The following is a 24480-nucleotide window of genomic DNA, read 5'->3' on the forward strand; positions in this document are numbered from 1 at the left end:
CCGGTCTCGGTCGGGCTGGTGGCGGTGTCAGCCGAGTCGTTGGTGGTCGGCTGGGCCGGACGACGTTCCTGCTGTGGAGCACCGGACCGGGAGTAGCCGCTGGGGCGCTGCTGGGAGGCCGCGGCGCCCGCGCCCAGCCCGGCACCCACGCCTGCGGCACCCGCAGCACCCGCACCCGAACCGGACTCACGCGGCGGCGTGGGCTGGCTCTGGGGATCGTCAGCGTTGGTGTCGTCGTGGGGCTTCTTGGCCTGTCGGTCCACCTGCCAGGGTGAGCTGCCAGATCCCGGCCGGTCGCTGCCATGGTTGCCGGCGTTGCCGCCACCCTGACGCTGCCAGACCGAACCCTGGGAGCCATTGCTCTGGTGACCACTGTTGGTTGCGAACGGCGGCCGACCGTCGCGGATCGCCGGCTGCTCCCCGGTCCGACCCATGACGCGGTCGGCGAGGTTGGCCTGCTCCAACGGGACCGGCCTCGCCATCGGCCGACCGACGTTGGGACGTCCCGAGGAGGGCGGCTGCGGGACCGCCCCGGTCGGCGAGGTGCCCTCGCCGTGAGAGGTGTTGCTCACTCGTCCTCCTGTGCCTCAGTCGGCGACGTCTTGGATCCAGACGCTTCGGTGTCCTGCTCGTCAACACTGTCCTGCTCGTCGACAACGGTAGCGTCTGATGCCCCTGCCGCGTCGGCGGCAAGCGCCTCTTCGGTGGCTTCGGGGTTGATCGCGATCAGCGCGACCGCGTCATCACCGGACACACCGACGAACTTCACGCCCATCGTGCCGCGGCCCTTCACCGCAACCTCGGACACCTTGGAGCGGGTGACCTGGCCGGACTGCTTGATGGCCAGCACCTCGTCACCCTCGTTGACGATCAGGCCGCCCACCAGCACTCCGCGGGCGTCGTTGAGGCCCATCGCCTTGATGCCCAGACCACCACGGGACTGGCGGCGATACTCACTCACCGAGCTGCGCTTGCCGAAGCCGGCATCGGTCACGGTGAAGACGTAAGGCCCGTTCTCATCAGCGTTCTCGTCAGCGTTCTGGTCGATCACCGACATCGACAGCAGCTCGTCGCCCTCGCGGAACTTCATGCCCGTCACACCCGAGGTCGCCCGACCCATCGGCCGCAGCTGACTGCCGTCGGCCGAGAACCGGATCGCCTGAGCCTTGCGGGAGATCAGCAGCACGTCGTCCTCGTCGGAGCACAGCTGGGCGCCGATGAGTTCGTCGTCCTCGTCACGGAAGTTGATCGCGATCAGACCGGCCTGACGTGGCGAGTCGTACGCCTCCAGCACCGTCTTCTTGACCAGGCCGCGCTTGGTGGCCAACAACAGATACTGCTCGTCCTGATAGCTGCGCAACGCCAGCACCTGCGCGATCCGCTCATCGGGCTGGAAGCTCAGCAGACCGGCCACGTGACCGCCGCGGGCATCGCGGCCACCCTCGGGCAGCTGCCACGCCTTGATGCGATAGACCCGACCCTGGTTGGTGAAGAACAACACCCAGTGGTGGGCCGTGGTGCTGAAGAGATGCTCGACCTCGTCATCGGCCCGCAGCGAAGCCCCGCGTACGCCCTTACCGCCGCGCTTCTGGACCCGGTAGGCCGCCGTCTTGGTGCGCTTGGCGTAGCCACCGTGGGTGATGGTGACCACGACGTCCTCATCGGGGATGAAGTCCTCATCGGACATGTCACCGTCGGCGGCGATGATCTGGGTGCGCCGGTCGTCGCCGTACTTGTCGACGATCTCGGCCAGCTCGGCGGAGATGATGTCGCGCTGCCGCTGGGGCGAGGCGAGGATGTCCTTGAGGTCCGCGATCCGCTTCTCCAGCTCGGCGAGAGCGTCGATGATCTTCTGGCGCTCCAGAGCCGCCAGCCGGCGCAGCTGCATGTCGAGGATGGCCGTCGCCTGCACCTCGTCGATGTCCAGCAGCTCCATCAGGCCGGTGCGCGCGGCATCGGTGTCGGGCGAGCGCCGGATCAGGGCAATGACCTCGTCGAGCGCGTCGAGCGCCTTGACCAGGCCGCGGTAGATGTGGGCCTGCTCCTCGGCCTTGCGCAGCCGGAAGGCGGTACGCCGCTGGATGACCTCGATCTGGTGGTTGACCCAGTGGCTGATGAACTGGTCCAGCCGCAGCGTACGCGGCACGTCGTCGACCAGCGCGATCATGTTGCAGCCGAAGCTGTCCTGCAGCTGGGTGTGCTTGTAGAGGTTGTTCAGCACCACCCGCGGCTGGGCGTCACGCTTGAGCACGATGACGAGCCGCTGACCGGTACGCGCGGAGGTGTCGTCGCGGATGTCGGCGATGCCGTTGAGCTTGCCGGTGTTGACCAGCTCGGCGATCTTCAGCGCCAGGTTGTCCGGGTTGCACATATAGGGCAGCTCCGAGACGACCAAGGTCTGGCGACCCTTGTTGTCCTCCTCCAGATCGACCACCGCACGCATCACGACCGAACCACGGCCGGTGCGGTAGGCGTCCTCGATGCCCTTGCGGCCCACGATCAGCGCGCCATTGGGGAAGTCGGGGCCCTTGATCCGTTCCAGGGCGGCCTCGAGCAACTCCTCGGGCTCGGCCTCGGGATGCTCCAGGGACCACTGCACGGCGTCGGCCACCTCACGCAGGTTGTGCGTGGGGATGTTGGTCGCCATGCCCACCGCGATACCGGTGGAACCGTTGACCAGCAGGTTCGGGAAGCGGGCCGGCAGCACCACCGGTTCGCTGTCGCGGTTGTCGTAGTTGGGCTTGAAATCGACGGTCTCCTCGTCGATGTCGCGCACCATCTCCATGGCCAGCGGTGCCATCCGGCACTCGGTGTATCGCATCGCCGCGGCGGGGTCATTGCCGGCCGAGCCGAAGTTGCCCTGGCCCGAGACCAGCTTGGCGCGCATCACCCACGGCTGCGCCAGGCGTACCAACGTGTCGTAGATCGCCGAGTCGCCGTGCGGGTGATAGAGACCCATCACGTCACCGACCACACGCGAGCACTTGCTCCAGCCGCGATCGGGACGGTAGCCGCCGTCATACATGGCGTACAGCACTCGGCGGTGCACCGGCTTGAGTCCGTCGCGGACGTCGGGCAGCGCGCGGCCCACGATCACGCTCATGGCGTAGTCGAGGTAGGAGGACTGGATCTCCGCCTGCAGGTCGACCTGGTCCACCCGGCCCTTGGCCGGTGCCTCGATCCCGCCGTCGCTGTCCTCGGGGACAGGAACGCGCGAACCGGGGACCTGGTCGTCGCCTGGGCCCTGCGGGGTGTCAGTCATACAGTTCCTTGCTGGTCGCGGTGGCGCATCCGCCCGATGATGGAGCCGGTCCACGGGGCCGAACTCAACGACGTGATTCTACCGACAATGCCGAGGCTGTGCGGGTAACCGCGCCCGACAGACGGTTCTGTCCCACAATTTCGTGCCTGTGAGGTCTGTGGACCCCGCTCCGGTACTCCCCCAGTAGGACGGGCCCGCCCACCAGCGGCGCCGATAGTTGCCCATGATGGGGAGGTGGCCGATGATGGGCGATGGCAACTTCCCGCTCATTCGCCACCGACTTCCTCTCATCCGCCATTGGCCGCGTCCTCACTGCGGTGCTGATTGTCGCCGCCATGGTGGTCGCGGCATTCGGGGCCGGTGCCTTCGGCGGGACGCCGGTCGATGAAGCGGCGGGCGGCTGGCTCGGTGCAGACTCCACCTGGATCGCCCCGGCCACCAGCGCCTTCCGGATCTGGTCGGTGATCTATCTCGGCCTGATCGGGTACGCGGCTTGGCAGTTCTTCCGGGCGGCCCAGACCCCCCGCCACCAGCGGGTGCGGCTGTGGGTCCTGGCCGGGGTGATCCTCAACTCGGTGTGGCTGTTCACCGTGCAGGCCGGCTGGCTCGCGGTCAGCGTGTTGGTCATCTTGGCGCTGACGGCCTGCCTGGCACGATGCTTGGTGCTGCTCGACGAGGAACCCATTGGGTCCTGGCTCGAGCGGATCCTGCTCGACGGTGTCCAGGGGCTCTCGCTGGGCTGGGTCTCGATCGCCACCATCGCCAACGTGGCCGGGTGGCTCGGTTCACTCGGCTGGCAGGGCTCGCCGCTGACCGAGGAGAGCTGGGCGATCACCATGGCGGTTCTCGCCACAGCGCTGGGCCTTGCTCTGGCGTGGCGCTTCGGTCGCCTCACCCCGGGGCTGGCGATCGCCTGGGGGCTGGCGTGGGTCGCCGTCGGCCGCACCGACGGATCCGGGCCGCAGTCCGTGCCGGTGGCCGTGGCCACAGCTGTTGCCGCCGCGATCATCCTCGCCGGGAGCTTGGCAGGAGTCCTCCGCCGCCGGCGTGCCCGCAGCAGCTGAGCTCAGATGTCAAGGAAGCGGACGTCCTTGGCATTGCGCTGGATGAAGGTACGCCGCTGCTCGACGTCCTCACCCATGAGGATGGAAAACATCTCGTCGGCGCGGGCCGCGTCGTCCAGGGCGACCTGCAGCAGGATCCGATTCTCGGGATCCATCGTGGTGTGCCAGAGATCGTCGGCATCCATCTCACCCAGGCCCTTGTAGCGCTGGATCGCGTTGACGTTGGGCAACTTCTTGCCCGCCGCCAGGCCGGCTTCACGCAACCGGTCCCGTTCGGCGTCGGTGTAGGCCAGCTCATGGGCCGCGTTGGTCCACCGCAGCCGGAAGAGTGGCGGCTGGGCCAGATAGACGAAACCACCAGCGATCAGCGGCTTCATGAAACGGAAGAGAAGCGTCAGCAGCAGCGTACGAATGTGGGAACCGTCGACGTCGGCGTCGGCCATCAGGATGATCTTGTGATAGCGCAGGCCGGCCAGGTCGAAGTCTTCCTGTACGCCGGTGCCGAGGGCGTTGATGATCGCCTCAACCTCGCGGTTCTGGAGGATCCGGTCCATCCGGGCCTTCTCCACGTTGAGGATCTTGCCTCGGATCGGGAGGATCGCCTGGATCCGCGGATCACGACCACCGGTGGCCGACCCACCGGCGGAGTCGCCCTCCACCACGAACACCTCGCACTCCTCGGGATTGGTGGAGGAGCAGTCGCGCAGCTTGCCGGGCAGACCACCGCCGCCGAGCAGACCCTTGCGGTTGCGGGCGAGGTCACGTGCCTTGCGGGCCGCGACTCGGGCGGTGGCGGCGGCCTGGGACTTGCGGACGATGTCCTTGCCCTCGACGGGGTTGCGCTCGAACCAGTCACCGAGCTGGTCGTTGACGACCTTCTGGACATAGCTGCGGGCGCTGGTGTTGCCGAGCTTGGTCTTGGTCTGGCCCTCGAACTGGGGCTCCTCGAGCTTGATCGAAATGATCGCGGTGAGGCCCTCGCGTACGTCATCGCCTGAGACCCGGTCCTCCCGCTTCTTGATCAGCCCCCAGGTCTCGCCCCACCGGTTCACGGTGCTGGTCAATGCGGCGCGGAAACCCTCCTCGTGGGTGCCGCCCTCATGGGTGTTGATGGTGTTGGCGAAGGTGTGCACCGACTCGGTGAACGAGCTGTTCCACTGCATCGCGACTTCAAGGCTGACGCCGTGTCCATCATCCTGAGACTCAAAACCGATGACATTGGCGTGGATCGGATCCTTGGTCTGCATCAGATAGCGGACGTAGTCAGCCAGACCCTCGGCGTAGTGGAAGGTGTCCTGGTTGGAGTGGCCGTCCTCATCGACGTGGTCCTCGCGCTCGTCGACGATCGAGATACTCAGACCCTTGTTGAGGAAGGCCATCTCCCGCAGCCGAGACGCCAACGTTTCGTAGCTGAAGTCGACGGTGTCGAAGATCTCGTCGTTGGGCCAGAAGGTGATCGTGGTGCCGGTGTCATCGGTGTCACCGATCGTGGCCAGCGGTTCCACCGGTACACCGTTGGTGAACTCCTGGAACCAGGCGTGACCATCGCGGCGTACCTCGACCGAGAAGCGCTTCGACAGCGCGTTCACCACCGACGAGCCGACACCGTGCAGACCACCGGAAACCTTGTAGCCGCCCTCGCCGAACTTGCCGCCGGCGTGCAGCACGGTCAGCACCAGGGTGACCGTCGGGATCTTCTCGACCGGATGTTCCTTGACCGGGATGCCGCGGCCGTTGTCGACCACTCGTACGCCCCCGTCGTTGAGCAGGGTGACATGGATCGTGTCGCAGTAGCCGGCCAGCGCCTCATCGACGGCGTTGTCCACGATCTCGGACACCAGGTGGTGCAGGCCGCGCTCACCAGTCGAGCCGATGTACATGCCGGGGCGCTTGCGTACCGCTTCGAGTCCCTCGAGGACGCTGATCGACTCGGCGTCATAGGTCGCCTCGGTCACGGGCTGGCTTGGCTGGTCACTCACGCGGGGGTACTCCTCGGATCCATGGGCAGCAAGGCACGGTCCGCCATCGGGACGGGGCCACGCCACCAGCCGATACTACCCCGCGGACCGCGCTCCCGTCGGGACCACGCGCCCGTCTCAGCCCTTCACCGCTCCTGCCACCGGGCCGGTGCTGTCAGCCGGCGTGTACGAGGCCTGCAGGCGTACGGCGCGGGCGTGACGCCGGCGGCCGCTTCGACCAGCAACTGATGCGCGGTACGCCCGCATCATCCAGCCCGGCGATGATGCCGGTGCCTTGACCGTGATCCCGGCTTCGCCCCCGCGTCCGAGCTCATCGTTGACTTGCGCATCTGTCCCCCATTTCGTCCCCCGTGACAATTGTCGACATTTTGGTACCAACGTGAGGGACATGGAGCGCAGTAGCCCTAAGCTTTTCCTGTGTCCACTCCTCCCGGTGTCCCGGCTCGTGCCGAGCCGTTCTCCGGTGCACGTCTCGACCCCGACGACCTGCCACGCGAGGTGTGGCCCTCGCCGAAGCATCGCGCCCGCTGGGCCCGACGGATCCTGTTGGTCTTGGTGGTGGTGCTGGCGATGTTGCTGGCGGTCTGGGCCGGAGGCGGTTTCGAGCGGCGTACCGATGACGTGGTGTGGGTGGAGCCCGGTGAAGTCGTCGCCAACGGTGGCTATGCGATTGCCCTGGAACGTGCCACGGCCAAGCCGATGATCGGCGGCGGCTGGGCAGTCGATCTGAGCGGCACCTGCCGCAACGAGTCCGCCCCGACGGAGATCCTCCCGGTCAACCAGGTCCTGGTGGCGGACCCGGCGCAGTTGGACACCATTGTCCTCGCCAACTCGGTCACCATTGCCTCCTCGGACTCCGCCGTACTGCCCCTGGGCGGCTGGACCCGGCCCTGCACCTTTCACCTGCTCATCAGTGACTGGGAGCCCGGCGCCGAAATCCAGGTCGCGATCTGGGAGAAGGTCTGGACCGACGTCTCCTTCACCGGGCTCGGCGACCAGGACTGGATCGACGGCACCCGAGGCTGGCGGATGATGCTGCCGTTGACCGTCGTCGTGTCCGACGTGGAGTGAACCACCTGGTCAGCGCAGGATCCACAAGGTGTTGGCCTCGGGGTCCTCAAGTCCGACTCCGGCCACCTGGTCAACCGACGATTCAGGGATCAGGAACTGTTGGGTGACCAGTCCGCCGTCGGGGTGCTCACCACAGTTGGACAGGAAGAACAGTTCGCCGCGCCAGTGGCCCTGGGCACGGGTCACCAGCGTTGCCTCACACTGGGCTCCTTCGGCCGCATCAGTCCACAGCACCGCCTCGACATAGACCTGTCCGGCGGGCGCCTGGGTCAGGCCGCGGATCGGCTCCACCGTGGCCGGCGCCACCCGCAACGCCTCCAGGCGGTACTGGTAGCCCTCGATGGTCACAGTCTCGCCTCGCGCCACCGACACCGGCTGCAGGTGGACCAGGCGGTGCTCCCAGAACACCCAGGCGGCACACAACAGCAGCGCCACAGCCAGCGTCAGGATCGCCGCCGGCCAGCCGGGCCGGCGTACGCCACTGTCGGCGGGCGGCTCCGGACCATCATTTTCGGGGCGATCGTTTTGGTCGACTCGATCACCCGAAAGGCGCGATTCGGGTCGAAAGTGCCGATCGAGTCGACCAATGTGATCGGCAGGCGGCTGATTCATGGTTGCGGCTCCACTTCGAGGTCAGTGAGATCGGCAGTGCTGGTGGGCACCTGGGCGACCACATCGTCGACCGCGGACTGGTCAAGCCCAAGATCCACCACCAGCTGCGGCGGGAATCGCAGCATCGTCGCCGCTGGCACCGCGGTGATCTTCGCGCCGGCCAGCCGATTGGCCGGCACTTCGAAGATCATCCAACCGCCCCCGGTGTAACCGGCCGGCACGACCATCGGGGGTCGGCGTACGGGGCGGCGCTCGACGTCATCGGTGGTCTGGAGATAGACCTCTGGCTGGAGGAAGTCCGTCATCCCGGCCGACAGGGTCAACAGCACCGCCACGTACACGTCCTGGGTGGGACCCAGCACCGTCTGGCCAACAGTGACGAAGCCGGCGTAGCGGACCTCGGCGACGGTCCAGGTCGAGCCCTCCACCTCGAAGGGTTCGCCGATGTCGGTGGCGCGGGAGTCCTGCTTGAAGCCGTCCGGGGTGAGCTGGAGCGCCCAGCCGGTGAGCAGGACACACACCAGGGCGACGATGACGCCGCTCCAGCCGATGGTCCGTCCTCCCGCTTTGATCGCTGACAGCTTCATGACTCACCCCCCACCGGTGCCGGATCAGGCGCTGCGTCGGACGTCGCGGTGGCAGCGACGCCGCGCTCCCGGAACATCGTCAGACAACGTTCGAAGGCGACCGCCAGCAGCGTCACCCGGACGATCTCCAAGGGCACCGCCGCCAGGTCAAGCAACGGATCCCACGTCACCCAGAACTCGATGCGATGGCCACCGATGAGTTTCTCGATGCCGAACTCCAGCCACAACTGGGCCAGCCGGACCACGTTGTAGACGAGAACGTACGCACCGAGGAAGGGAATGCCGGCCTTCAGCAGCAGCCGCAGCGACTGCACGGTGGGCAGGTATTTGTCGTCGATGTCGCCGAAGAAGAGTTCCTGGACCTCCAGCAGGGCTCGTCGTCCCCGCCCGGCGGGCTGGTCGTCAGCATCCTTGGTGGCCGGACCTGCGGCAAGATCTGAACGCAACACCAGATCCGGGCGTGGCGGCAGTGGCTGCCCTCGCTGCCACAACTCGGCCAACGACAGCACCTTCGAACCATGGATCAGGGCCGCAACGGCCAACCACAGCACCGGCTGCGCCATCGCAATCACCAGCATCGGCCACACCACCGATGCTACAAAGCTCGCCACCGCATCAACTGCGGCCGGCAGGTCGATCGCCAGCTGCGCGAAGGCGGCGACCAGGCCGTGCCAGGCGTACTCGATCCACGCCCAGACCTGCAGCACATGGATCCGGGAGGAGGCCCAGAAGACCAGCCGGGAGCCGCCGATCAGGATCACCAGCAGGAAGAAGGCCTCCGCGAAGGCTGCCGCCAACCCGATGGGCCGCCAACCCGTACGCCCGTAGGCCAGGTCCAAACCGCGCCGCACCACGTACACCGACGCGATGATCCCGGCGACCAAGAGGATCCGCTCCAGGCTGGTCGGATTCATGCCGGTGAGGAAGGCCGTTTCACGGCCGTCGCGGACCATCGTGAAGCCGATCACCTTGTTGGCGGTCTCGGTGACGGCGCCGAACGCGGCATAGATGCCGAGGAAGGGCAGTAGGGTCTGCGCGATCACATCGGTCACCCGGGGCGGTGATTCGTCGGCCGCCTGCCAGGGGATGATCCGCTCCACCCCGAGGTGTTGTCCGATGATCCGCAACATCACCACGATGGACCCGAGCTGGATCACCAACGCCGCGGCCAACAACAGGATCGCGAGCCAGGTCTGGGCCGCCACCAGGATCGAGGCCCGCAGCAACACCTGGTGCCCGATCCACCCGACCAACGCGACGACCAGCAACGTGGGCAGCAGCCGACCGAGCACGGCGACGGTCCCGGTGACCATCGCGGTCACGTGCCCCCACCAGACCCGGATCGACATCACGGGATCAGCCTAAGGCTGCGCGGGCCGGATCAGGGGGCTGAACCGGCCGACTCCACCGCCGCGGCGTACTGTGCCGTCATGAGCGGCGCGGACATGGACAGCAACCACGGCGGCGATCCGGACCTGATCGTCATCGGCGGCGGACCGGTCGGGGAGAACATCGCCCAGTACGCCACTGAGGACTCCGACCTGACCGCGATGCTGGTCGAGGCCGAGCTGGTCGGAGGGGAGTGCTCCTACTGGGCCTGTATGCCCTCCAAGGCCTTGCTGCGCCCGATCGAGGTGCGGGCAGCAGCCGCCCACTTGGAGGGCATCACCACACCCGAGCTGGACACCGAAGCCTTGCTGGCGCGCCGCGACGTGTGGGTGTCCCACTACGACGACAGCGGCCAGGTCGAGTGGGCCGAGGGTGCCGGCATCACCGTCGTACGCGGCCACGGTCGCCTCACCGGCGAACGCCAGGTCACCGTCACCTCCGGCGACGGCGCCACGACCGTGTTGACGGCCCGTCGGGCCGTGGTCATCGCGACCGGCAGCGAGGCCGTGATCCCGGCCCCCTATCGCGACATCCACCCGTGGATCTCCCGCGACGCCACCGGCGTACGCCAGATCCCCGGCCGGCTCGTCATCGTTGGCGGCGGGGTGGTCGCCTGCGAAGCAGCCACCTGGTTGCGTGCGCTCGGCAGCGAGGTGACGATGCTCGTCCGCGGCGACCGGATCCTCTCCGGCGTCGAACCGGCGGCCGCGGCGGCCGTCCGGTCCGGCCTCGAGGCGTCCGGCGTACGAATCCTGACCGGCTGCGAGGCCAGTGAGGTCGCGCGCACCGACGCGGCCGACACCGGCGTCGGCCTGGTGCACGGCGGCGAGGTGCACCTCACCACCCCCGCCGGTGAGCTGGTCGCCGACGAGGTGCTGGTGGCCACCGGCCGCCGGCCGCGACTGGACGACGTGGGTCTCGACCAGGTCGGTCTCGAGGCCGCCGACGTCCTCGACGGGCGTACGCCGGACTGGCTGGTGGCCGTCGGCGACGCCAGCGGCGAGGCTCCGCTGACCCACTGGGGCAAATACCGCGCCCGAGTCATCGGCGAACAGTTGCGCGCCAGCTGGACCGGACAGCCGGCACCGCAGGCACCGCCGGCCGGCATCGATCGCGCCGTCCCCCAGGTGATCTTCACCGACCCGCAGGTCGCCGCGGTCGGCCTGACCGAGGTCCAGGCCACCGACGCCGGCCACGACGTGGTCACGGCCACGGTGCCGTTCAATTCGGCCGGCGGCAGCGCCCTGCTCCGGGACGACGCCGACGGGGTCGCGACCTTGGTGGTCGACACCGGCACGCGCACCCTGCTCGGTGCCACCTTTGCCGGGCCCGAAGCGGCCGAACTGGTCCACGCCGCCACCATCGCGATCGTCGGGGAGGTGCCGGTGGCGCTGCTACGGCACGCCGTCCCCAGCTATCCGACCGCATCCGAGCTGTGGCTGCGCCTCCTCGAAGAGCTGCCGCGCGACTACCGCTAGGGTCGTGCACATGTCTGAGAAGCCAGAGATCGACTTCCCCGAGGGCCCTGCCCCCACCGAGCTGCAGATCGTCGACATCACCGACGGTGATGGCGCCGAGGCGACCGCCGGTTCGGCCGTCGCGGTGCACTACGTCGGCGTCACCCATTCCGGCGGCGAGGAGTTCGACTCCAGCTGGAATCGCGGCGAGCCGCTGCGCTTCCGGCTCGGCGTCGGCCAGGTCATCGAAGGCTGGGACACCGGTGTTCAGGGCATGAAGGTCGGCGGCCGCCGCCAGCTCACCATCCCGGCACACTTGGCGTACGGTGACCGCGGCGCCGGTGGCGTCATCGGCCCGGGCGAGACGCTGATCTTCGTCGTGGACCTGCTCGACGTCCGCTGATCCACCCAGGGGGCAGTGCGGCTCAGCCGTAGGTGTCGCGCGGTCCCCGGCCGCGGACACTGCGGCGGCCGTGCTGCCAGCTCGGCGCCTGCGGCCCGCGTACGTCGACCCGGGTGACCGTCCCGTCGCCCAACTCGCGGTTGATCTGCGCGACGATCTGCGGCGCGATCATCCGCAACGACGCCGCCCAGGTGCTCGAATCGGCGCGGACGGTCAGCACCTTGTCCGAATAGCCGACCGGTTCGCTGTGGTCCGCATTGACCTCACCGACCAAGCTGCTCCACTTGCCGATCAGCAACTGGACGTTGATCTGCGTACGCCACCCCTTGCGACGCAACAGCCCATCCATCGCATCACCGAGCGGTTTCGGGTCCCGGTCGTTGCTGTAGCGGCGATAGTCGCGGTGCTGGGCCCTCTTCTTCTTCGGCTTCTGCGGTGCCGCCGGACCGGTTTGGCCGCGCAACTGGGCTGCTGCGGCGATCTGACGTGCCAGTTCCAGCCCGCTCTCGGGGCCCGGTTCCGGGTCGGACTGGCCATTTTTCGCCTGGGCGTTCTCCGGCTCGCCCCGGCCCGCCGACTCGTCGCGGATCGGATCCTCACTCACGGCTGACCTCCCCCGTCCGGACCGCATAGCTGGTGCCCGCCAGGGCCTCAGGGACATCATGCGGCACGGCGGCGGTGACCAGCACCTGCTCGCCGACCCGTACGCCGTCAGCGAGCCGTTCCCGCCTGGTCGTGTCGAGCTCGGCAAAGACATCGTCGAGGATCAGCACCGGTTCGATCCCGTCGTGGCGCAACAGATGAAAGCTACCGAGCTTGAGGGACAGCGCCAGCGACCAGGATTCGCCATGGCTGGCGTAGCCACGCGCCGGCAACTCGCCCAGTTTCAGCTCCACGTCGTCACGGTGCGGGCCGACCAGGTTGACGCCCCGCTGCACCTCTTCGTCGCGGCGCTGCGCCATCGCCGCCAGCAACAACTCCGCGATCCCGTCCCGGTCCAGGTCCGGGTCGGGCAATTCGACCGATCCGAGATAGCTGCTGGTGACGACATTGTTGGTCGGCGCGATGTCGGCGTACGCCTGGGTCGCATACGGGAGCAGGTCGGCCATCACGTCCAACCGGGCGCGGATGATCTCCGCTCCGAAGTGGGCGAGCTGGTCGTTCCAGACCGCCAGCGTCGAGTCGGCATCCGGGTCGGGCGTACGCCGGTGGCTGCGCGGTGACAACGACTTCAGCAAGGTGCCGCGCTGCTTGAGGACCCGCTCAAAGTCGCTGCGCACCCCCGCCATCCGCGGCCACCGGGTGATGACCACGGTGTCCATGAAGGCTCGGCGCTGGCCCGGATCGCCCTTGACGATCGCCAGGTCCTCGGGGGAGAAGACGACCACACGGACCAGGCCGAGGAGTTCGCGAGGCCGCTGCACCGGGGACCGGTTGAGCCGGGCCCGATTGGCCTTGCCGCGGTTGAGTTCGAGCTCCAGCGTGAGGCTGCGGTCATCCTCCAGCCCGGCACGGACCCGCGCTCGGATGATCGCCTGGTCCTGCCCCGCACGGATCAGCGGCACGTCGGAGGAAACCCGATGAGAAGCCAGGGTGGCGGCGTACTCGATGGCCTCGACGAGGTTGGTCTTGCCCTGGCCGTTGAGGCCGACAAAGACGTTGACGCCCGGCTCCAGACCCAGCTCGAGGGCCTCGTAGGAACGGAAGTTGCCGAGGCTCAGGTGATCGACGTACACCCGACGCTCCGCGGCGTCACTGCGGCAGGCGCATCAGCATGATGACGTGCCGGTAGTCGTCCAGCGGCGTGTCATCCATGCTCGCTACGCCAGTCATCAGGCAGGGCTTGCCCGGCGCGGTGAAGGCGAAGTCGACCACCGGGGCGTCCAGGATGCCCAGGGCATCCTGCAGGTAGTGCGGGTTGAAACCGGCCGCGGTGAGAGCAGGCTCGGCGTTGCCGTGCAGCTCGACGGCGGCGCTGATCGCCTCCGACCCCTGAGCCTGGTCGCCGGTGGCAGCCTCGAGGACAATCTCCTCGTCGCCGATACCCATCCGCAGCGAGGTGTTGCGCTCGGCCACCAGCGCGATGCGCTTGGCGGCCTCCATCAACTCGGCGGTGGACAGGCGTACCGACAGCAGCGGCTTGATGCCCATCAGGCTGCGAACTCCCTTGGGGAACTCGCCGTCCAGCAGTCGGGTGGTGATCTCGCGATGGCCGGCCGCGCCGCTGCCGGCCAGGCCGATCATGCTGTCGCCGCTCTCGGGGTCGGACAGGCTGATGGTGACCTGCTCACCCGAGGTCATCGAGCGGGCCGCGTCACCGAGCACCTTGGCGGGCACCAGAGCGGCGGTCTCCAGGTCGGTGCCAGCCGGCGTCCAGGTGAGTTCCTTGAGCGCCATCCGGTAGCGGTCAGTGGCGAGCAGCGTCAGTTGGTCGCCCAGCACCTCGACGCGTACGCCGGTGAAGACCGGCAGCAGTTCGTCCCGGCCGGCTGCCACGACGACCTGGGCGACGGCCTTGGCGAAGTCCTCGCTGGCCACGGTGCCAGTCGGCTGCGGCATCACCGGCAGCTCGGGGTATTCGTCGATCGGCATGCCCTGCAGCGTGAAGCGTGCCGAACCACACACCAGCTCCATCTTGGTGGCATCGCTGGTGATGTTGACCGGCTTGGCCGGCAAGGAACGGGAGATGTCGGCGAGCAGCTTGCCCGACACCAAGGCCGTGCCTTCGTCGTGCACCTCGGCAGCAATGTGGATCCGGGCGCTGGTCTCGTAGTCGAAGCCCGACAGCTGTACACCCTCGCCGTCGGCCGTCACCAGGACACCGGACAGCAGCGGCAGGCTGGGACGTGCCGGAAGGTAACGGGCAACCCACTGAACGGCCTCAGCCAACACATCGCGCTCGACGGTGATCTTCACTGCTCGGCTCCTGAACGACACGTCGCGTCACGGAAGCGACGCGGGACTTGTCATCCTAGCGACGTCTGCCGGTGACGGCGACCCCCGGATCCGTGAATCACCAGCTCACTTTGAGCTGTTGTTCTGCTGCTGTTCGCCCCGCCCCAGGTCGGGCTGCAGCTCCATGCACATATCCCCGGCTCGTGACTTTTGATGATCAAAGATCTGTATCAGTTCATCGTCATCATCACTCCTGTGGATCTGTGGACAACAGCCAGATCGGTGCTGAGCAAGCGCGTTCTGTCATCCACAGGTGGTGTGGACAACCGTCGAATTACACGGGGAGGATCTGTGGCGGACCAATCGGGCGATCGGGCCAATCCCCAAGGACTGAGGTTGTCCACAGCTGTCTCCACAGCTGTGGACAAGATTTCAGCTGTGTAATTACAGGAATGTGGTTTGCGCTGGAGACGTGGAGATCTGGGTCGAAAAAAGTCGGGATTCGGTGGTCACTTTGGCTGCGGCGTACGCGCTCTCCGTGCGATAACGACGGTAACTTCGCCCGTTCTGCTTCTCAGGTGCAGATCGGCCCGAATCCACGTCGATTCTGCACGCCAGGGCCGGTCGCCACCGCCCAGGCTTTCGTTGCTGCGTCTTTGAATCGAACCCGCACCGCACAGACGGGACCACCAGCGGGCGTACGCCAGCAGTCCCGCAGGTACGTCTCAGCGCTGGGACGCGGACTGCTTGATGCGGTTGGTGAGCTCGGTGATCTGGTTGAAGACGTCGCGGCGCTCAGACAGCATCCCGCGGATCTTGCGGTCGGCGTGCATCACGGTGGTGTGGTCGCGACCGCCGAAACTCTGGCCGATCTTGGGCAGCGAGAGGTCGGTGAGCTCGCGGCACAGGTACATCGCGATCTGGCGCGCGGTCACCAGCTGCTGCTGGCGCTTGGCGCCGACCAGGTCGTCGATCGAGATGTCGAAGTAGTCCGCGGTCACGGCCTGGATAGCGCCCACGGTGATCTCTGCCTCGGCGCTGTTGGGCATCAGGTCCTTGAGGACCACCTCGGCCAGGTTGAGATCGACGGTCTGGCGCTGCAGCGAGGCAAAGGCCGACACCCGGGTCAGGGCGCCCTCCAGCTCGCGGATGTTGGTCTGGATGCGGGAGGCGATGAACTCCACCACGTCCAGGGGCACGTTGAGACGTTCCTGGGCGACCTTCTTGCGCAGGATCGCGCTGCGGGTCTCCAGGTCGGGGGGCTGCACGTCGGTGATCAGGCCGGCCTCGAAACGGCTCCGGAGCCGGTCCTCCAGGGCTTCCAGCAGCTTCGGCGGTCGGTCGGAGGTCATCACGATCTGCTTCTGCGCGTTGTGCAGCGTGTTGAACGTGTGGAAGAACTCTTCCTGGGTCTGGATCTTCGACTCCAGGAACTGGATGTCGTCGATCAGCAGGACGTCAACCTCGCGGTACTTCTTGCGGAACTGGGTGGTCCGGTTGTCAGAGATCGCGTTGATGAAGTCGTTGGTGAGCTCCTCGGTGGAGACGTACTTCACCCGCACCCGGTCGTAGTAGTTGCGGACGTAGTGGCCGATGGCGTGCAGCAAATGGGTCTTGCCCAGCCCCGACTCGCCATAGATCATCAGCGGGTTGTACGCCTTGCCCGGCGCCTCGGCGACCGCCACCGCCGCCGCGTGGGCGAACCGGTTGGACGACCCGATGACGAAGGTGTCGAAGGAGTACTTCGGGTTGAGCCGGTCCGAGTCGCGCAGCAAAGCCGGCGCGGCAGCAGCCATGGCTTCGGTGCTCGACGCGCCCGTACGCCCGGTCTCGGGCGTCCCGGACGGCTCCGGTTCCGGTTCGGGCTCTCGCGCCAACACCGGCTCGGAGAAGGTCTGGATGTCGAGGTTGTCGTCGATCAGCATCGCGACCCTGATGGTGCGGTTGAAGAAGTCGGACAGGCTGTCCTCGATCTCGGTGCGCAGCTTCGACTCGAGTCGGTGGCGGGTGAACTCGTCGGGAACCGCCACCAAGAAGGTGTCGGCCTGCATCGAGATCGGATGCGTGTTCATCAGCCAGGCACGACCGGGCGAGCGGGTCTCGTCAATGAGCTGCCGCCAAGCTGCGATGAGGTCCGGGTCACCAGGGGTGGCGTCAGACGGTGACATCTCGGAAACCACCGGCACCTCGACTTCCCCATCAGGCCTCGCGGCACGGACATGTTCATTGTCCACAGCGTTGTCCACAACCTGTGGGTATGAGACGCTGCGGTGGCACAGCCCTCGGGCTGCGGCCGTGGGCTGCGTTCGATGAACCTAACAACGGTCGGGGTCGTTGGCAAGCGCCGCGTCCGGAAGTTTCATTGACACCGGCGTGTCGGCTGGACGAGGCTGCCCGACCGTGTCCGGTTTGACCAGAATCGGTGCCCGGCGTATCGTTTCGGGGTCGCCGTCTTTGGTGACCTTCCCCATTCCGGGCACGTGTTCGGGGTGGATGTACCAGAACACACTGACCTGGGAGCACTCTCGTGAGCAAGCGCACGTTCCAGCCGAGCAACCGGCGTCGCAGCCGTACCCACGGCTTCCGCCTTCGGATGCGTACCCGCGCCGGGCGCGCGATCATGTCCAGCCGTCGCCGCAAGGGCCGCGCCAAGCTGGCCGGCTGAGCCAGCGGTGCTGCGGTCCGAGCACCGGCTGCGGTCGTCGCTGGACTTCGGTTCGACGGTTCGCAACGGCGTACGGGTCGGGCGCCCCACCTTGGTGGTGCATGCTCGGCTGACTGACAACCCACCCTCGCGGGTGGGTTTCGTCGTGTCCAAGGCCGTTGGCGGTGCCGTCACCCGCAACCGCGTCAAGCGGCGGCTGCGGCATCTGGTGAAGGACGCGCTGGTCCAGGACCAGGCCACCGACCGCCCCGCCGCCGACATCGTCGTACGCGCGCTACCAGCCGCTGCCACTGACTCCGAGCGGCTCGCCACGGACCTGAGCTCGGCCTGGCAGTCGGCCCGCCGGCGAATGGATGACAAGCAGCAACCCGATGGACAGGGTCGGCGATGAAGCACCTGCTGATCTGGTTCATCAAGTTCTATCGGGCGACGATCTCACCGTGGTATGGCCAGGTGTGCCGCTACTACCCGAGCTGCTCGGCGTACGGACTGGAAGCCGTCCAGGTGCACGGCGCGGCGAAAGGGTCCTGGCTGATCGTCAAGCGGATCACCAGCTGCCACCCGTGGCAGCCCGGTGGCTACGACCCGGTGCCGGGGACGCCGGCCTGGCAGGAATGGCAGCGCGAGCAGGCAGCCCAACGCGACGAAGGTGACGCAGCCGCGCAGAGCAAGCACACTGGAACGGTGCGTGACGCCGACGAGCCGCGCGGCACGACAGACGAAAGCACACACGATGAGGGGACCGACCAGATGAGCCGGAGCGCTTGATGGACGCAATTTTTGGGTTTTTCGACACGCTGATGACGCCGATCTATGCGGCGATCTCCGGTGTGCTGGTGGCCTTCCACACGCTGTGGTCGCCCGTGCTGGGCAGCGAAGGCGGCTGGACCTGGGTGCTGTCGATCATGTGCCTCACGGTCGTGATTCGGACCCTGTTGATCCCGCTGTTCGTCAAGCAGATTCGCAGCTCGCGCAACATGATGCACGTGCAGCCCAAGCTCAAGGCGCTGCAGGAGAAGTACGGCCACGATCGCGAGCGGTTGGGCCAGGAAACCATGAAGCTCTATCGGGAAGAGGGCGTCAACCCGATGGCGTCCTGCTTCCCGCTGCTGTTGCAGATGCCGATTCTCATCGGCCTCTATCGGGTGCTGTCGGAGGCTGCCTTCGGACGACCGCTGGGCTACTTCCTCGAGAACAACCTGTCGCTGGTCGACTCGTTGGCCAATGCTGAGATCTTCGGCGCCCGCATTTCTGACCGATTCTGGCCGATCGAGTCCTGGGGTCCGGTCCAGACCGTTGCCCTGGTGTTGATCCTCGCGATGACGGCGCTGCTCTTCTTCACCCAGCGCGAAATGATGCAGAAGAACATGTCGGCCGAGGCGATGACCGGGCCGATGGGGCAGACCCAGAAGATGATGCTCTATGGCATGCCGGTGATGTTCGCCTTCTTCGGCGTCAGCATCCCGATCGGTGTGCTCGTCTACTGGACCACCTCCAACGCCTGGACCATGGGCCAGCAGTTCCTGTTGATGCGCAACAACCCGACCCCCGGATCGCCGGCGTACGCCGATTGGGAGGACCGGATGCGTGCCCAGGGCAAGGATCCTGAGTACGAGTCGGCCAAGCGTTCCGGCCGCAAGGTCGAAAAGCCAGCGCCGAAGCATGCCGGCACCGCCACCAAGGTGAAGCGGGGCGCCGCCGAGCCTGAGGTGGTCGAGGAGCCGGCGGAAGCACCCCGGGTGCAGCGTCAGCAGCCCCGCCGCCAGACCCGTTCCAACCGCCGCCGCTGAGCGGCGTACAACCCCCGGCCCAGAGGGCCCGAACATACGAGGAGTACGCGTGAGCACTGACGAGCAGGCCACCCCCGACGCGGAACAGCAGGACACCGGCGCCGTCGCGACTGCCGAGCCTGAGGCGGCCGAGAGCACCGAGGCCACCGAGTCCGACGCCCCCAAGGTCTCGGCCAAGCAGGCGGCACTCGACGAAGAATGCGACATCGCCACTGACTATCTCGAGGAGTTGATGGAGATCGCCGGTCTGGACGGCGAGTTCGATCTCTTCGTCGAGGGTGGTCGCCCCCACGTCTCGGTCGAGACAGAGTCGACCCAGCTGGTGGGCAAGGACGGCGAGGTTCTGGATGCGCTCCAAGAGCTGTGCCGACTGGCCGTGATGACCGAGACCGGCGTACGCAGCCGGCTCATGCTGGACGTGGCTGGTCACCGGGATCAGCGCCGCCGTGAGCTGCGCGCTCTGGCCAACGACGCGATCCAAGACGTCAAGGAGAGTGGCGAGCCGGCGCGACTGTCGCCGATGAACCCCTTCGAGCGCAAGATCGTGCACGACGCGGTCGCGGAGGCCGGTCTGGCCAGCGAGTCCGAGGGCGAAGAGCCGCAGCGTCGCGTGGTCGTTCTGCCGGCGTGAGTGAACCGGTACAGCCTGCGGGCCTCGGCGAGTCCGAGGCCCGTTCGCGTGTCCTCGCCACCGCGGGAGAGCACGCCGAGCTTCTCGAGGCGTACGCCAGCGTTCTGGTCGACCGGGGCATCGAGTGGGGGCTGATCGGGCCCCGTGAGGGTGGCCGGATCTGGGAACGGCACCTGCTGAACTGTGCCGGGCTGGCCGAGCTGGTGAGCCCGGACGCCCGGGTCGGGGATGTCGGCAGCGGTGCCGGCCTGCCAGGGCTGGTGCTGGCGATTCAGCGCCCCGACGTGACGGTGGTGTTGATCGAGTCGCTGCTGCGGCGCACCACCTTCCTGCAGGGCGTGGTGGACGAGCTCGGCCTGGCCAACGTTGAGGTGGTTCGTTCCCGCGCCGAGGATCTGCCGGCCGATCAGGCCGGTTTCCACGTGGTGACCTGCCGTGCGGTGGCGGGTCTGGACAAGCTGCTGACCTGGTGTTTGCCGCTGCTCTCCCCCACTGGCGAGCTGCTGGCCCTGAAGGGGGAAAGGGCCCGCGGCGAGCTGGCTGTCTGCGCGAGCTGGCTGCGCCAGGAGGGCTGGGCGGGTGATGTGGTGCCGGCGCTGGTGGCCGGCGAGGACGTGACCTCGATCGTACGGATCCGGTCGGCCCGCTGAGCGATCCGGATGACATGTCAACTGAGCTGAGCTTGGTTGCACCGACCACAATGTGGAATGTGCAGGTCGCGACCATCTGGGATGATGGAGCCGCGGAGCGCCGGACCCCCGGCCTGAATGACGGGAGATCCGATGGCTGCTGACCTGACCCGGGAGCGCGGTAAGGCGGTCGCAGCGGCCGGGGCCAGCGTCCTGGTGATGGCGGTCGGCTTCGGACTGCTCGGATTTGCGCTGATGCTCCCGTTGACCGCGGCCGCGGCCGGGTTGCTCAGTATCGGTGCGGCCATCTTCATCGTCCTGGCTGGAGCGCTCATCGCCCGCAACTGGCTGCTGGCACGCACCATCAACCGGCATCGTTTCCTCGGAGCCGCCGACGAGGACGCCGCGCGACGACCACCGGTGGGCTTTGACCACTGGTGCCAGTGTGAGCTGTGCGCTCGGACCTCAACACCGACCGATGCGCCCGAGCCGATTCGGCGACCGCTGATGCCGCCGGCCGAGGGCATCATCACCGCGGTCAGCATCATCGTGGCGATGCCGCTGGTGGCGATCGTGGTGCCCGGCATGACGGTCCTGCTGCAGCTGGGCGAAGGCGGATTCACCCACCTGCTGCTGGGTGGTCTGCTGCTGTTGTTGCTGCTCGCATGGGGCGTCGGGTGGCTCCAGGTGGTCAGCGGGATCCGGCGTCGGCGGCTTCCGAATGACCATGGTTGCACCTGTCGCTGGTGCGGCGCGCCCGGAGTCGGGCGTACGCCTGCGTGAGGCGTGCAGCGTGACTGTTCCAGGTCGGATTCGTCGCACGGTCCGGCTAGAGTGACGGAGCACGTAGGGACGACCGGGCGTACGTGGTCGTGCGTACGCCTTCCCACCCGGTCCGCTAAGGAGCACAGATGAGCCGTACTGGTCCGCGGAGAGCGGTGTTTGACGAGTCGGAGACTCCGCCGCCGCCTCCTGTCGAGGCGCCACGGGCGACTCAGGGGCGCCGGGCGGGCATCGGTGTTTCACGTGAAACATCGACGGAACTGAAGCGGCCGGCCAAGACCCGGATCATTGTCGTCGCGAATCAGAAGGGTGGAGTCGGCAAGACGACCACGTCGGTCAACCTCGCGGTGGCACTGGCGCAGGGCGGACAGCGAGTGCTGGTCGTGGATGTCGACCCCCAGGGCAATGCGTCGACCGCCCTCGGCGCCGAACACGAGGAAGGTGTGCCCGGGACCTACGAGGTCATCGTCGACCGCGCCAAGATCGCTGATCACGTCCAGCGCTGTGAGGAAGCCGACTCTCTGATGGTGCTTCCTGCCACCATCGACCTGGCTGGAGCGGAGATCCAGCTGGTGTCGTTGTCGGCACGGGAGACGCGCCTGCAGCGCGCCTTGGACGAGTACCTCAAGGACCACCCGACCGACTACGTGATCCTCGACTGCCCGCCCTCGCTCGGTCTCCTGACGCTGAACGCCCTGGTGGCGGCGCGCGAGATCCTGATCCCGATCCAATGCGAGTACTACGCATTGGAGGGCGTGTCCCAGCTGATGCGGACCATCAACGTGGTGGCCGGTGACCTGAACCCGGAGCTGGAACTGCGGACGGTCGTGCTGACGATGTACGACGCTCGGACCAACCTGTCCCAGCAGGTCGCCTCCGAGGTACGTCGCCACTTCCCACGTGAAACATTGAACGCGGTCATTCCGCGATCGGTGCGGATTTCCGAGGCGCCGAGCTATGGAAGCAGCGTGCTGGCGTACGACCCGAGGTCCATCGGTGCCAAGGCATACCGGGCGGCTGCCGCCGAGATGACACAACAGGAGTGGTGATGGCTGAGAAGAAGAATGCTCGTGGGCTGGGTCGTGGGTTGGGAGACCTGTTCCAGCGCACCGATGAACAGCCAGGTCGGAAGTCCGACGCGCTCGATGCTCTGGCGAGCTTGAGCGACACCATGTTCGCTGACGTGCCGGTGGATCGGATCAGCCCCAACCCGCACCAGCCACGGACGGTCTTCCAAGAGGAAGAGCTTGAGGAGCTCGCGGCGTCGATCGGCGAGGTCGGTGTCCTGCAGCCAATCGTCGTGCGACGGTCTGGCGAAGACTTCGAACTGATCATGGGTGAACGCCGGTGGCGAGCGTCTCAGCTGGCTGGCCTGGAGCGGATCCCAGCGATCGTACGCTCGACCGCGGACACCGACATGCTGCGCGATGCGCTGCTGGAGAATCTGCATCGGGTCCAGCTGAACCCGCTCGAAGAGGCCGCGGCGTACCAGCAGATGCTGACGGACTTCGACTGCACGCAGGAGGAGCTGTCACAGCGGGTGAAGCGATCCCGGTCGCGGATCGCCAACACGCTGCGGTTGCTGAAGCTGCCGCCCACCGTGCAGCGCCGTGTCGCGGCCGGCACCGTCAGCGCCGGACATGCGCGGGCGCTCCTGGGCCTGGAGGATCCAGCAGCGCAAGAACGGTTGGCGCAGCGCATCGTCGCCGAGAACCTGTCGGTGCGGGCCGTCGAGGAACTGGTCACGCTGGGCGAAACCGGGTCGGAACCAGTACGCCAGACCCGCCGGGTGACGGGACCAGATCCACGCACGGAGGACCTGCAGACCGATCTCGCCGATCACTTCGATACCCGGGTGAAGGTGCGCATGTCGCGCCGGGGCAAGGGTCGTATCAGCATCGAGTTTGCCTCCGAGGAGGACCTCGAGCGGATCGTGGCCGTGCTGCACGGACGCACCATCTCCTGACCTGGATTCATTCCCCGCCTCAAGCGCCCGCCGACCTGATGGTCGGCGGGCGCTTCGCTGCCGGGGCCATGTTTCACGTGAAACATGGCTCGGGCCGAGCGCCGATGGCTACCGGGGCGCAGGGTGGCCCTCGCGAGCGGCGGCGGGCGCGTGCTTCGGCTCGCGGCTGGGCTGGGTATGCAACGCCCGACCGAGCCATCGGCTGCCGACGAGGTGGTGCCGAAGGAGTGCGTGAGTGGAGAGTCGGGGTGCCGCCCTGTTGGTGCGGTCTCCTGCGGTGTCGCGAGCCCCGCGGCCCGCCGACGTCGGCCGCGACCGGTGCAGCTCATGGATGTGGCGCCGGGCGCCAACCGACCGGCGGCGCGCCGGGGAAGGAGGTCGTGAAGTGTGCGCCACTTCCCCGTGCTGGTCGCTAGCCGTGTGACTTGCCGTCGCCAGCTACCAGACGGCGCGGAGACAAACGACGGGCAAACTGCGTTGTTCCGGCGGAATGGACGCCCGGGTGCGCCGCTGCTGGCGCGAACTGGTGAATCCGAGACCGCGCCAATGTTTCACGTGAAACATTGACGAGGGCACCGTGGCGCACGTGAGGGTGGCGATCGTCGTACCCGCGGGGCCAGACCCATGGCCGTGACGGTGATTGAGTGGCCAGGTGGCTGAACAACGCGGTGATGAGAGTTGCCTCTGCCCTGACCGCACCTGCCTGCGGCTCCCCCTGTGCGTCAAGTCGGCCAGCGGCGGTGCCACGCCGCCGGCCCGGGAGCGCGCGCACGGCGCGCACCATCACCACACCGGCCGGGCCGCCGAGCCGGTTCAGGCCGAGCTCAGCGCCGAAACAGGTCAGAGAAGCGAGTCTTGACGTCCTTGTTGGCGAAGTGCTCAGCCACGAAGGAAAGGAACGGGACCGTGCCGGCGAGGCCGATGAGAATCAGCCGAGTCCACGTCCACGCGACGCGACGGCCGAGATCCCACGCCGTCAGCAGCAGGATCACGTACAACCAGCCGTGAGGTACGCCAGTGGCGCGCACCACGATGTCGTTGTCGGTGAGGTACTTGAGGGGCATGCCGACGCAGACCAACACGACCAGCAGGGTGCCGACGATCCAGGCCATGATCCGATACCGCAGCAACGCGCCCGGAATCCCGTGATCGTCCTCGGGTGTCGGCGCCGAGTAGCCCTCCGACTCGGCCCCGGAGGCCTCAGGGTCGGTAGTCGGCGTAGCCGCCTCGTCGAGAGGCACATCAGGGGAAACGGGGCGATCGGCGTCGGCAGGATTCGTCATGATGTCCTCAGTCT

23 protein-coding genes are annotated in these 24480 nt (G+C 67.3%); 13 read left to right on the plus strand and 10 right to left on the minus strand.

What is annotated here, in order from left to right; all coding sequences use genetic code 11:
* Positions 1 to 568: 568 nt before the first annotated feature.
* Positions 569 to 3262 carry a DNA gyrase subunit A gene (gene gyrA, locus CGZ91_RS08940; protein ID WP_094454418.1) on the minus strand — a complete coding sequence of 898 codons (2694 nt, stop codon included), beginning with the start codon at positions 3260 to 3262 and terminating at the stop codon, positions 569 to 571.
* A 251-nt stretch (positions 3263 to 3513) separates the two neighbouring features.
* Here gyrA and CGZ91_RS08945 point away from each other — a divergent pair, with 251 nt between their 5' ends.
* Positions 3514 to 4326 carry a tryptophan-rich sensory protein gene (locus tag CGZ91_RS08945; RefSeq protein ID WP_094454420.1) on the plus strand — a complete coding sequence of 271 codons (813 nt, stop codon included), beginning with the start codon at positions 3514 to 3516 and terminating at the stop codon, positions 4324 to 4326.
* 2 nt (positions 4327 to 4328) lie between these two features.
* Here CGZ91_RS08945 and gyrB read toward each other — a convergent pair whose 3' ends face one another.
* Positions 4329 to 6305 (minus strand): DNA topoisomerase (ATP-hydrolyzing) subunit B, encoded by a 1977-nt coding sequence (gene gyrB, locus CGZ91_RS08950; protein WP_094454422.1) that lies wholly within the window; start codon positions 6303 to 6305, stop codon positions 4329 to 4331.
* 417 nt (positions 6306 to 6722) lie between these two features.
* Between gyrB and CGZ91_RS08955 the strand changes: the two genes are divergently transcribed.
* The gene (locus CGZ91_RS08955; protein WP_094454424.1) at positions 6723 to 7376 is read left to right on the plus strand and encodes a hypothetical protein; all 654 of its coding nucleotides are present in this window, start codon (positions 6723 to 6725) and stop codon (positions 7374 to 7376) included.
* A 9-nt stretch (positions 7377 to 7385) separates the two neighbouring features.
* Here the strand turns inward: CGZ91_RS08955 and CGZ91_RS08960 are convergent, their stop codons facing one another.
* The 3 genes from CGZ91_RS08960 to CGZ91_RS08970 are packed head-to-tail and all read right to left on the minus strand — an operon-like array spanning position 7386 to position 9924.
* Entirely contained in the window at positions 7386 to 7988 is a 603-nt protein-coding gene (locus CGZ91_RS08960; RefSeq protein WP_094454426.1) for a hypothetical protein, read from the minus strand.
* Positions 7985 to 8575: a hypothetical protein gene (locus CGZ91_RS08965; RefSeq protein WP_094454428.1), complete on the minus strand. Its 591-nt coding sequence runs from the start codon at positions 8573 to 8575 to the stop codon at positions 7985 to 7987. The genes CGZ91_RS08960 and CGZ91_RS08965 overlap by 4 nt, the downstream gene beginning before the upstream one ends.
* The gene (locus CGZ91_RS08970) at positions 8572 to 9924 is read right to left on the minus strand and encodes a hypothetical protein (RefSeq protein WP_094454430.1); all 1353 of its coding nucleotides are present in this window, start codon (positions 9922 to 9924) and stop codon (positions 8572 to 8574) included. The genes CGZ91_RS08965 and CGZ91_RS08970 overlap by 4 nt, the downstream gene beginning before the upstream one ends.
* An 81-nt stretch (positions 9925 to 10005) precedes the next feature.
* On the opposite strand from CGZ91_RS08970, the gene CGZ91_RS08975 reads away from it, so the two are divergent.
* A complete protein-coding gene (locus tag CGZ91_RS08975; protein WP_094454432.1) occupies positions 10006 to 11442 on the plus strand; it encodes a dihydrolipoyl dehydrogenase family protein in 1437 nt (478 codons plus the stop codon).
* 10 nt (positions 11443 to 11452) lie between these two features.
* Complete coding sequence (locus CGZ91_RS08980; protein WP_094454434.1) at positions 11453 to 11824, plus strand: FKBP-type peptidyl-prolyl cis-trans isomerase; 372 nt, start codon at positions 11453 to 11455, stop codon at positions 11822 to 11824.
* Positions 11825 to 11846: 22 nt separating this feature from the next.
* Here CGZ91_RS08980 and CGZ91_RS08985 read toward each other — a convergent pair whose 3' ends face one another.
* The 4 genes from CGZ91_RS08985 to dnaA all read right to left on the minus strand — a co-directional run bounded on the left by CGZ91_RS08985 (position 11847) and on the right by dnaA (position 16887).
* On the minus strand, positions 11847 to 12428 hold the full coding sequence (locus tag CGZ91_RS08985; protein WP_229116538.1) for a DUF721 domain-containing protein: 582 nt from the start codon (positions 12426 to 12428) through the stop codon (positions 11847 to 11849).
* Positions 12421 to 13560, minus strand: a complete 1140-nt coding sequence (recF, locus tag CGZ91_RS08990; RefSeq protein ID WP_094454438.1) for a DNA replication/repair protein RecF — start codon at positions 13558 to 13560, stop codon at positions 12421 to 12423. Before recF ends, CGZ91_RS08985 begins: the two co-directional genes overlap by 8 nt.
* Positions 13561 to 13576: 16 nt before the next feature.
* Positions 13577 to 14740 carry a DNA polymerase III subunit beta gene (gene dnaN / locus CGZ91_RS08995; RefSeq protein ID WP_094449499.1) on the minus strand — a complete coding sequence of 388 codons (1164 nt, stop codon included), beginning with the start codon at positions 14738 to 14740 and terminating at the stop codon, positions 13577 to 13579.
* Between the two features lie 704 nt (positions 14741 to 15444).
* Positions 15445 to 16887 carry a chromosomal replication initiator protein DnaA gene (gene dnaA / locus CGZ91_RS09000; protein WP_094454610.1) on the minus strand — a complete coding sequence of 481 codons (1443 nt, stop codon included), beginning with the start codon at positions 16885 to 16887 and terminating at the stop codon, positions 15445 to 15447.
* Positions 16888 to 17246: 359 nt separating this feature from the next.
* On the opposite strand from dnaA, the gene rpmH reads away from it, so the two are divergent.
* From rpmH to CGZ91_RS09045, 9 genes are all read left to right on the plus strand, one after another.
* Entirely contained in the window at positions 17247 to 17384 is a 138-nt protein-coding gene (gene rpmH / locus CGZ91_RS09005; protein ID WP_094449498.1) for a 50S ribosomal protein L34, read from the plus strand.
* A gap of 7 nt (positions 17385 to 17391) precedes the next feature.
* Positions 17392 to 17775 (plus strand): ribonuclease P protein component, encoded by a 384-nt coding sequence (rnpA, locus tag CGZ91_RS09010; protein WP_094454440.1) that lies wholly within the window; start codon positions 17392 to 17394, stop codon positions 17773 to 17775.
* Positions 17772 to 18152: a membrane protein insertion efficiency factor YidD gene (gene yidD / locus CGZ91_RS09015; protein ID WP_094454442.1), complete on the plus strand. Its 381-nt coding sequence runs from the start codon at positions 17772 to 17774 to the stop codon at positions 18150 to 18152. Before rnpA ends, yidD begins: the two co-directional genes overlap by 4 nt.
* Complete coding sequence (gene yidC, locus CGZ91_RS09020) at positions 18152 to 19174, plus strand: membrane protein insertase YidC (protein ID WP_094454444.1); 1023 nt, start codon at positions 18152 to 18154, stop codon at positions 19172 to 19174. The genes yidD and yidC overlap by 1 nt, the downstream gene beginning before the upstream one ends.
* 205 nt (positions 19175 to 19379) lie before the next feature.
* Positions 19380 to 19805 (plus strand): Jag family protein, encoded by a 426-nt coding sequence (locus CGZ91_RS09025; protein WP_407670857.1) that lies wholly within the window; start codon positions 19380 to 19382, stop codon positions 19803 to 19805.
* Positions 19802 to 20455, plus strand: coding sequence for a 16S rRNA (guanine(527)-N(7))-methyltransferase RsmG (rsmG, locus tag CGZ91_RS09030; protein WP_094454446.1), 654 nt, complete (start codon positions 19802 to 19804; stop codon positions 20453 to 20455). Before CGZ91_RS09025 ends, rsmG begins: the two co-directional genes overlap by 4 nt.
* 132 nt (positions 20456 to 20587) lie before the next feature.
* Complete coding sequence (locus CGZ91_RS09035; protein ID WP_094454448.1) at positions 20588 to 21217, plus strand: hypothetical protein; 630 nt, start codon at positions 20588 to 20590, stop codon at positions 21215 to 21217.
* Positions 21218 to 21345: 128 nt separating this feature from the next.
* Positions 21346 to 22266, plus strand: coding sequence for a ParA family protein (locus tag CGZ91_RS09040; RefSeq protein WP_094454450.1), 921 nt, complete (start codon positions 21346 to 21348; stop codon positions 22264 to 22266).
* Positions 22266 to 23183 (plus strand): ParB/RepB/Spo0J family partition protein, encoded by a 918-nt coding sequence (locus CGZ91_RS09045; protein WP_094454452.1) that lies wholly within the window; start codon positions 22266 to 22268, stop codon positions 23181 to 23183. The genes CGZ91_RS09040 and CGZ91_RS09045 overlap by 1 nt, the downstream gene beginning before the upstream one ends.
* Positions 23184 to 24007: 824 nt before the next feature.
* Here CGZ91_RS09045 and CGZ91_RS09050 read toward each other — a convergent pair.
* Complete coding sequence (locus CGZ91_RS09050) at positions 24008 to 24466, minus strand: DUF3817 domain-containing protein (RefSeq protein WP_094454454.1); 459 nt, start codon at positions 24464 to 24466, stop codon at positions 24008 to 24010.
* Between the last annotated feature and the right edge of the window lie 14 nt (positions 24467 to 24480).

It is taken from the genome of Parenemella sanctibonifatiensis (genome assembly GCF_002250565.1).
In the GTDB taxonomy this organism is placed as follows: domain Bacteria; phylum Actinomycetota; class Actinomycetes; order Propionibacteriales; family Propionibacteriaceae; genus Parenemella; species Parenemella sanctibonifatiensis.

Coding starts and splice junctions, on each gene's coding strand:
- gyrA (WP_094454418.1), bottom strand. CDS start 3,262: ATGACTGACACCCCGCAGGGCCCAGGCGACGACCAGGTCCCCGGTTCG.
- CGZ91_RS08945 (WP_094454420.1), top strand. CDS start 3,514: ATGGCAACTTCCCGCTCATTCGCCACCGACTTCCTCTCATCCGCCATT.
- CGZ91_RS08960 (WP_094454426.1), bottom strand. CDS start 7,988: ATGAATCAGCCGCCTGCCGATCACATTGGTCGACTCGATCGGCACTTT.
- CGZ91_RS08965 (WP_094454428.1), bottom strand. CDS start 8,575: ATGAAGCTGTCAGCGATCAAAGCGGGAGGACGGACCATCGGCTGGAGC.
- CGZ91_RS08970 (WP_094454430.1), bottom strand. CDS start 9,924: ATGTCGATCCGGGTCTGGTGGGGGCACGTGACCGCGATGGTCACCGGG.
- CGZ91_RS08975 (WP_094454432.1), top strand. CDS start 10,006: ATGAGCGGCGCGGACATGGACAGCAACCACGGCGGCGATCCGGACCTG.
- CGZ91_RS08980 (WP_094454434.1), top strand. CDS start 11,453: ATGTCTGAGAAGCCAGAGATCGACTTCCCCGAGGGCCCTGCCCCCACC.
- dnaA (WP_094454610.1), bottom strand. CDS start 16,887: ATGTCACCGTCTGACGCCACCCCTGGTGACCCGGACCTCATCGCAGCT.
- yidD (WP_094454442.1), top strand. CDS start 17,772: ATGAAGCACCTGCTGATCTGGTTCATCAAGTTCTATCGGGCGACGATC.
- yidC (WP_094454444.1), top strand. CDS start 18,152: ATGGACGCAATTTTTGGGTTTTTCGACACGCTGATGACGCCGATCTAT.
- CGZ91_RS09035 (WP_094454448.1), top strand. CDS start 20,588: ATGGCTGCTGACCTGACCCGGGAGCGCGGTAAGGCGGTCGCAGCGGCC.
- CGZ91_RS09040 (WP_094454450.1), top strand. CDS start 21,346: ATGAGCCGTACTGGTCCGCGGAGAGCGGTGTTTGACGAGTCGGAGACT.
- CGZ91_RS09045 (WP_094454452.1), top strand. CDS start 22,266: ATGGCTGAGAAGAAGAATGCTCGTGGGCTGGGTCGTGGGTTGGGAGAC.
- CGZ91_RS09050 (WP_094454454.1), bottom strand. CDS start 24,466: ATGACGAATCCTGCCGACGCCGATCGCCCCGTTTCCCCTGATGTGCCT.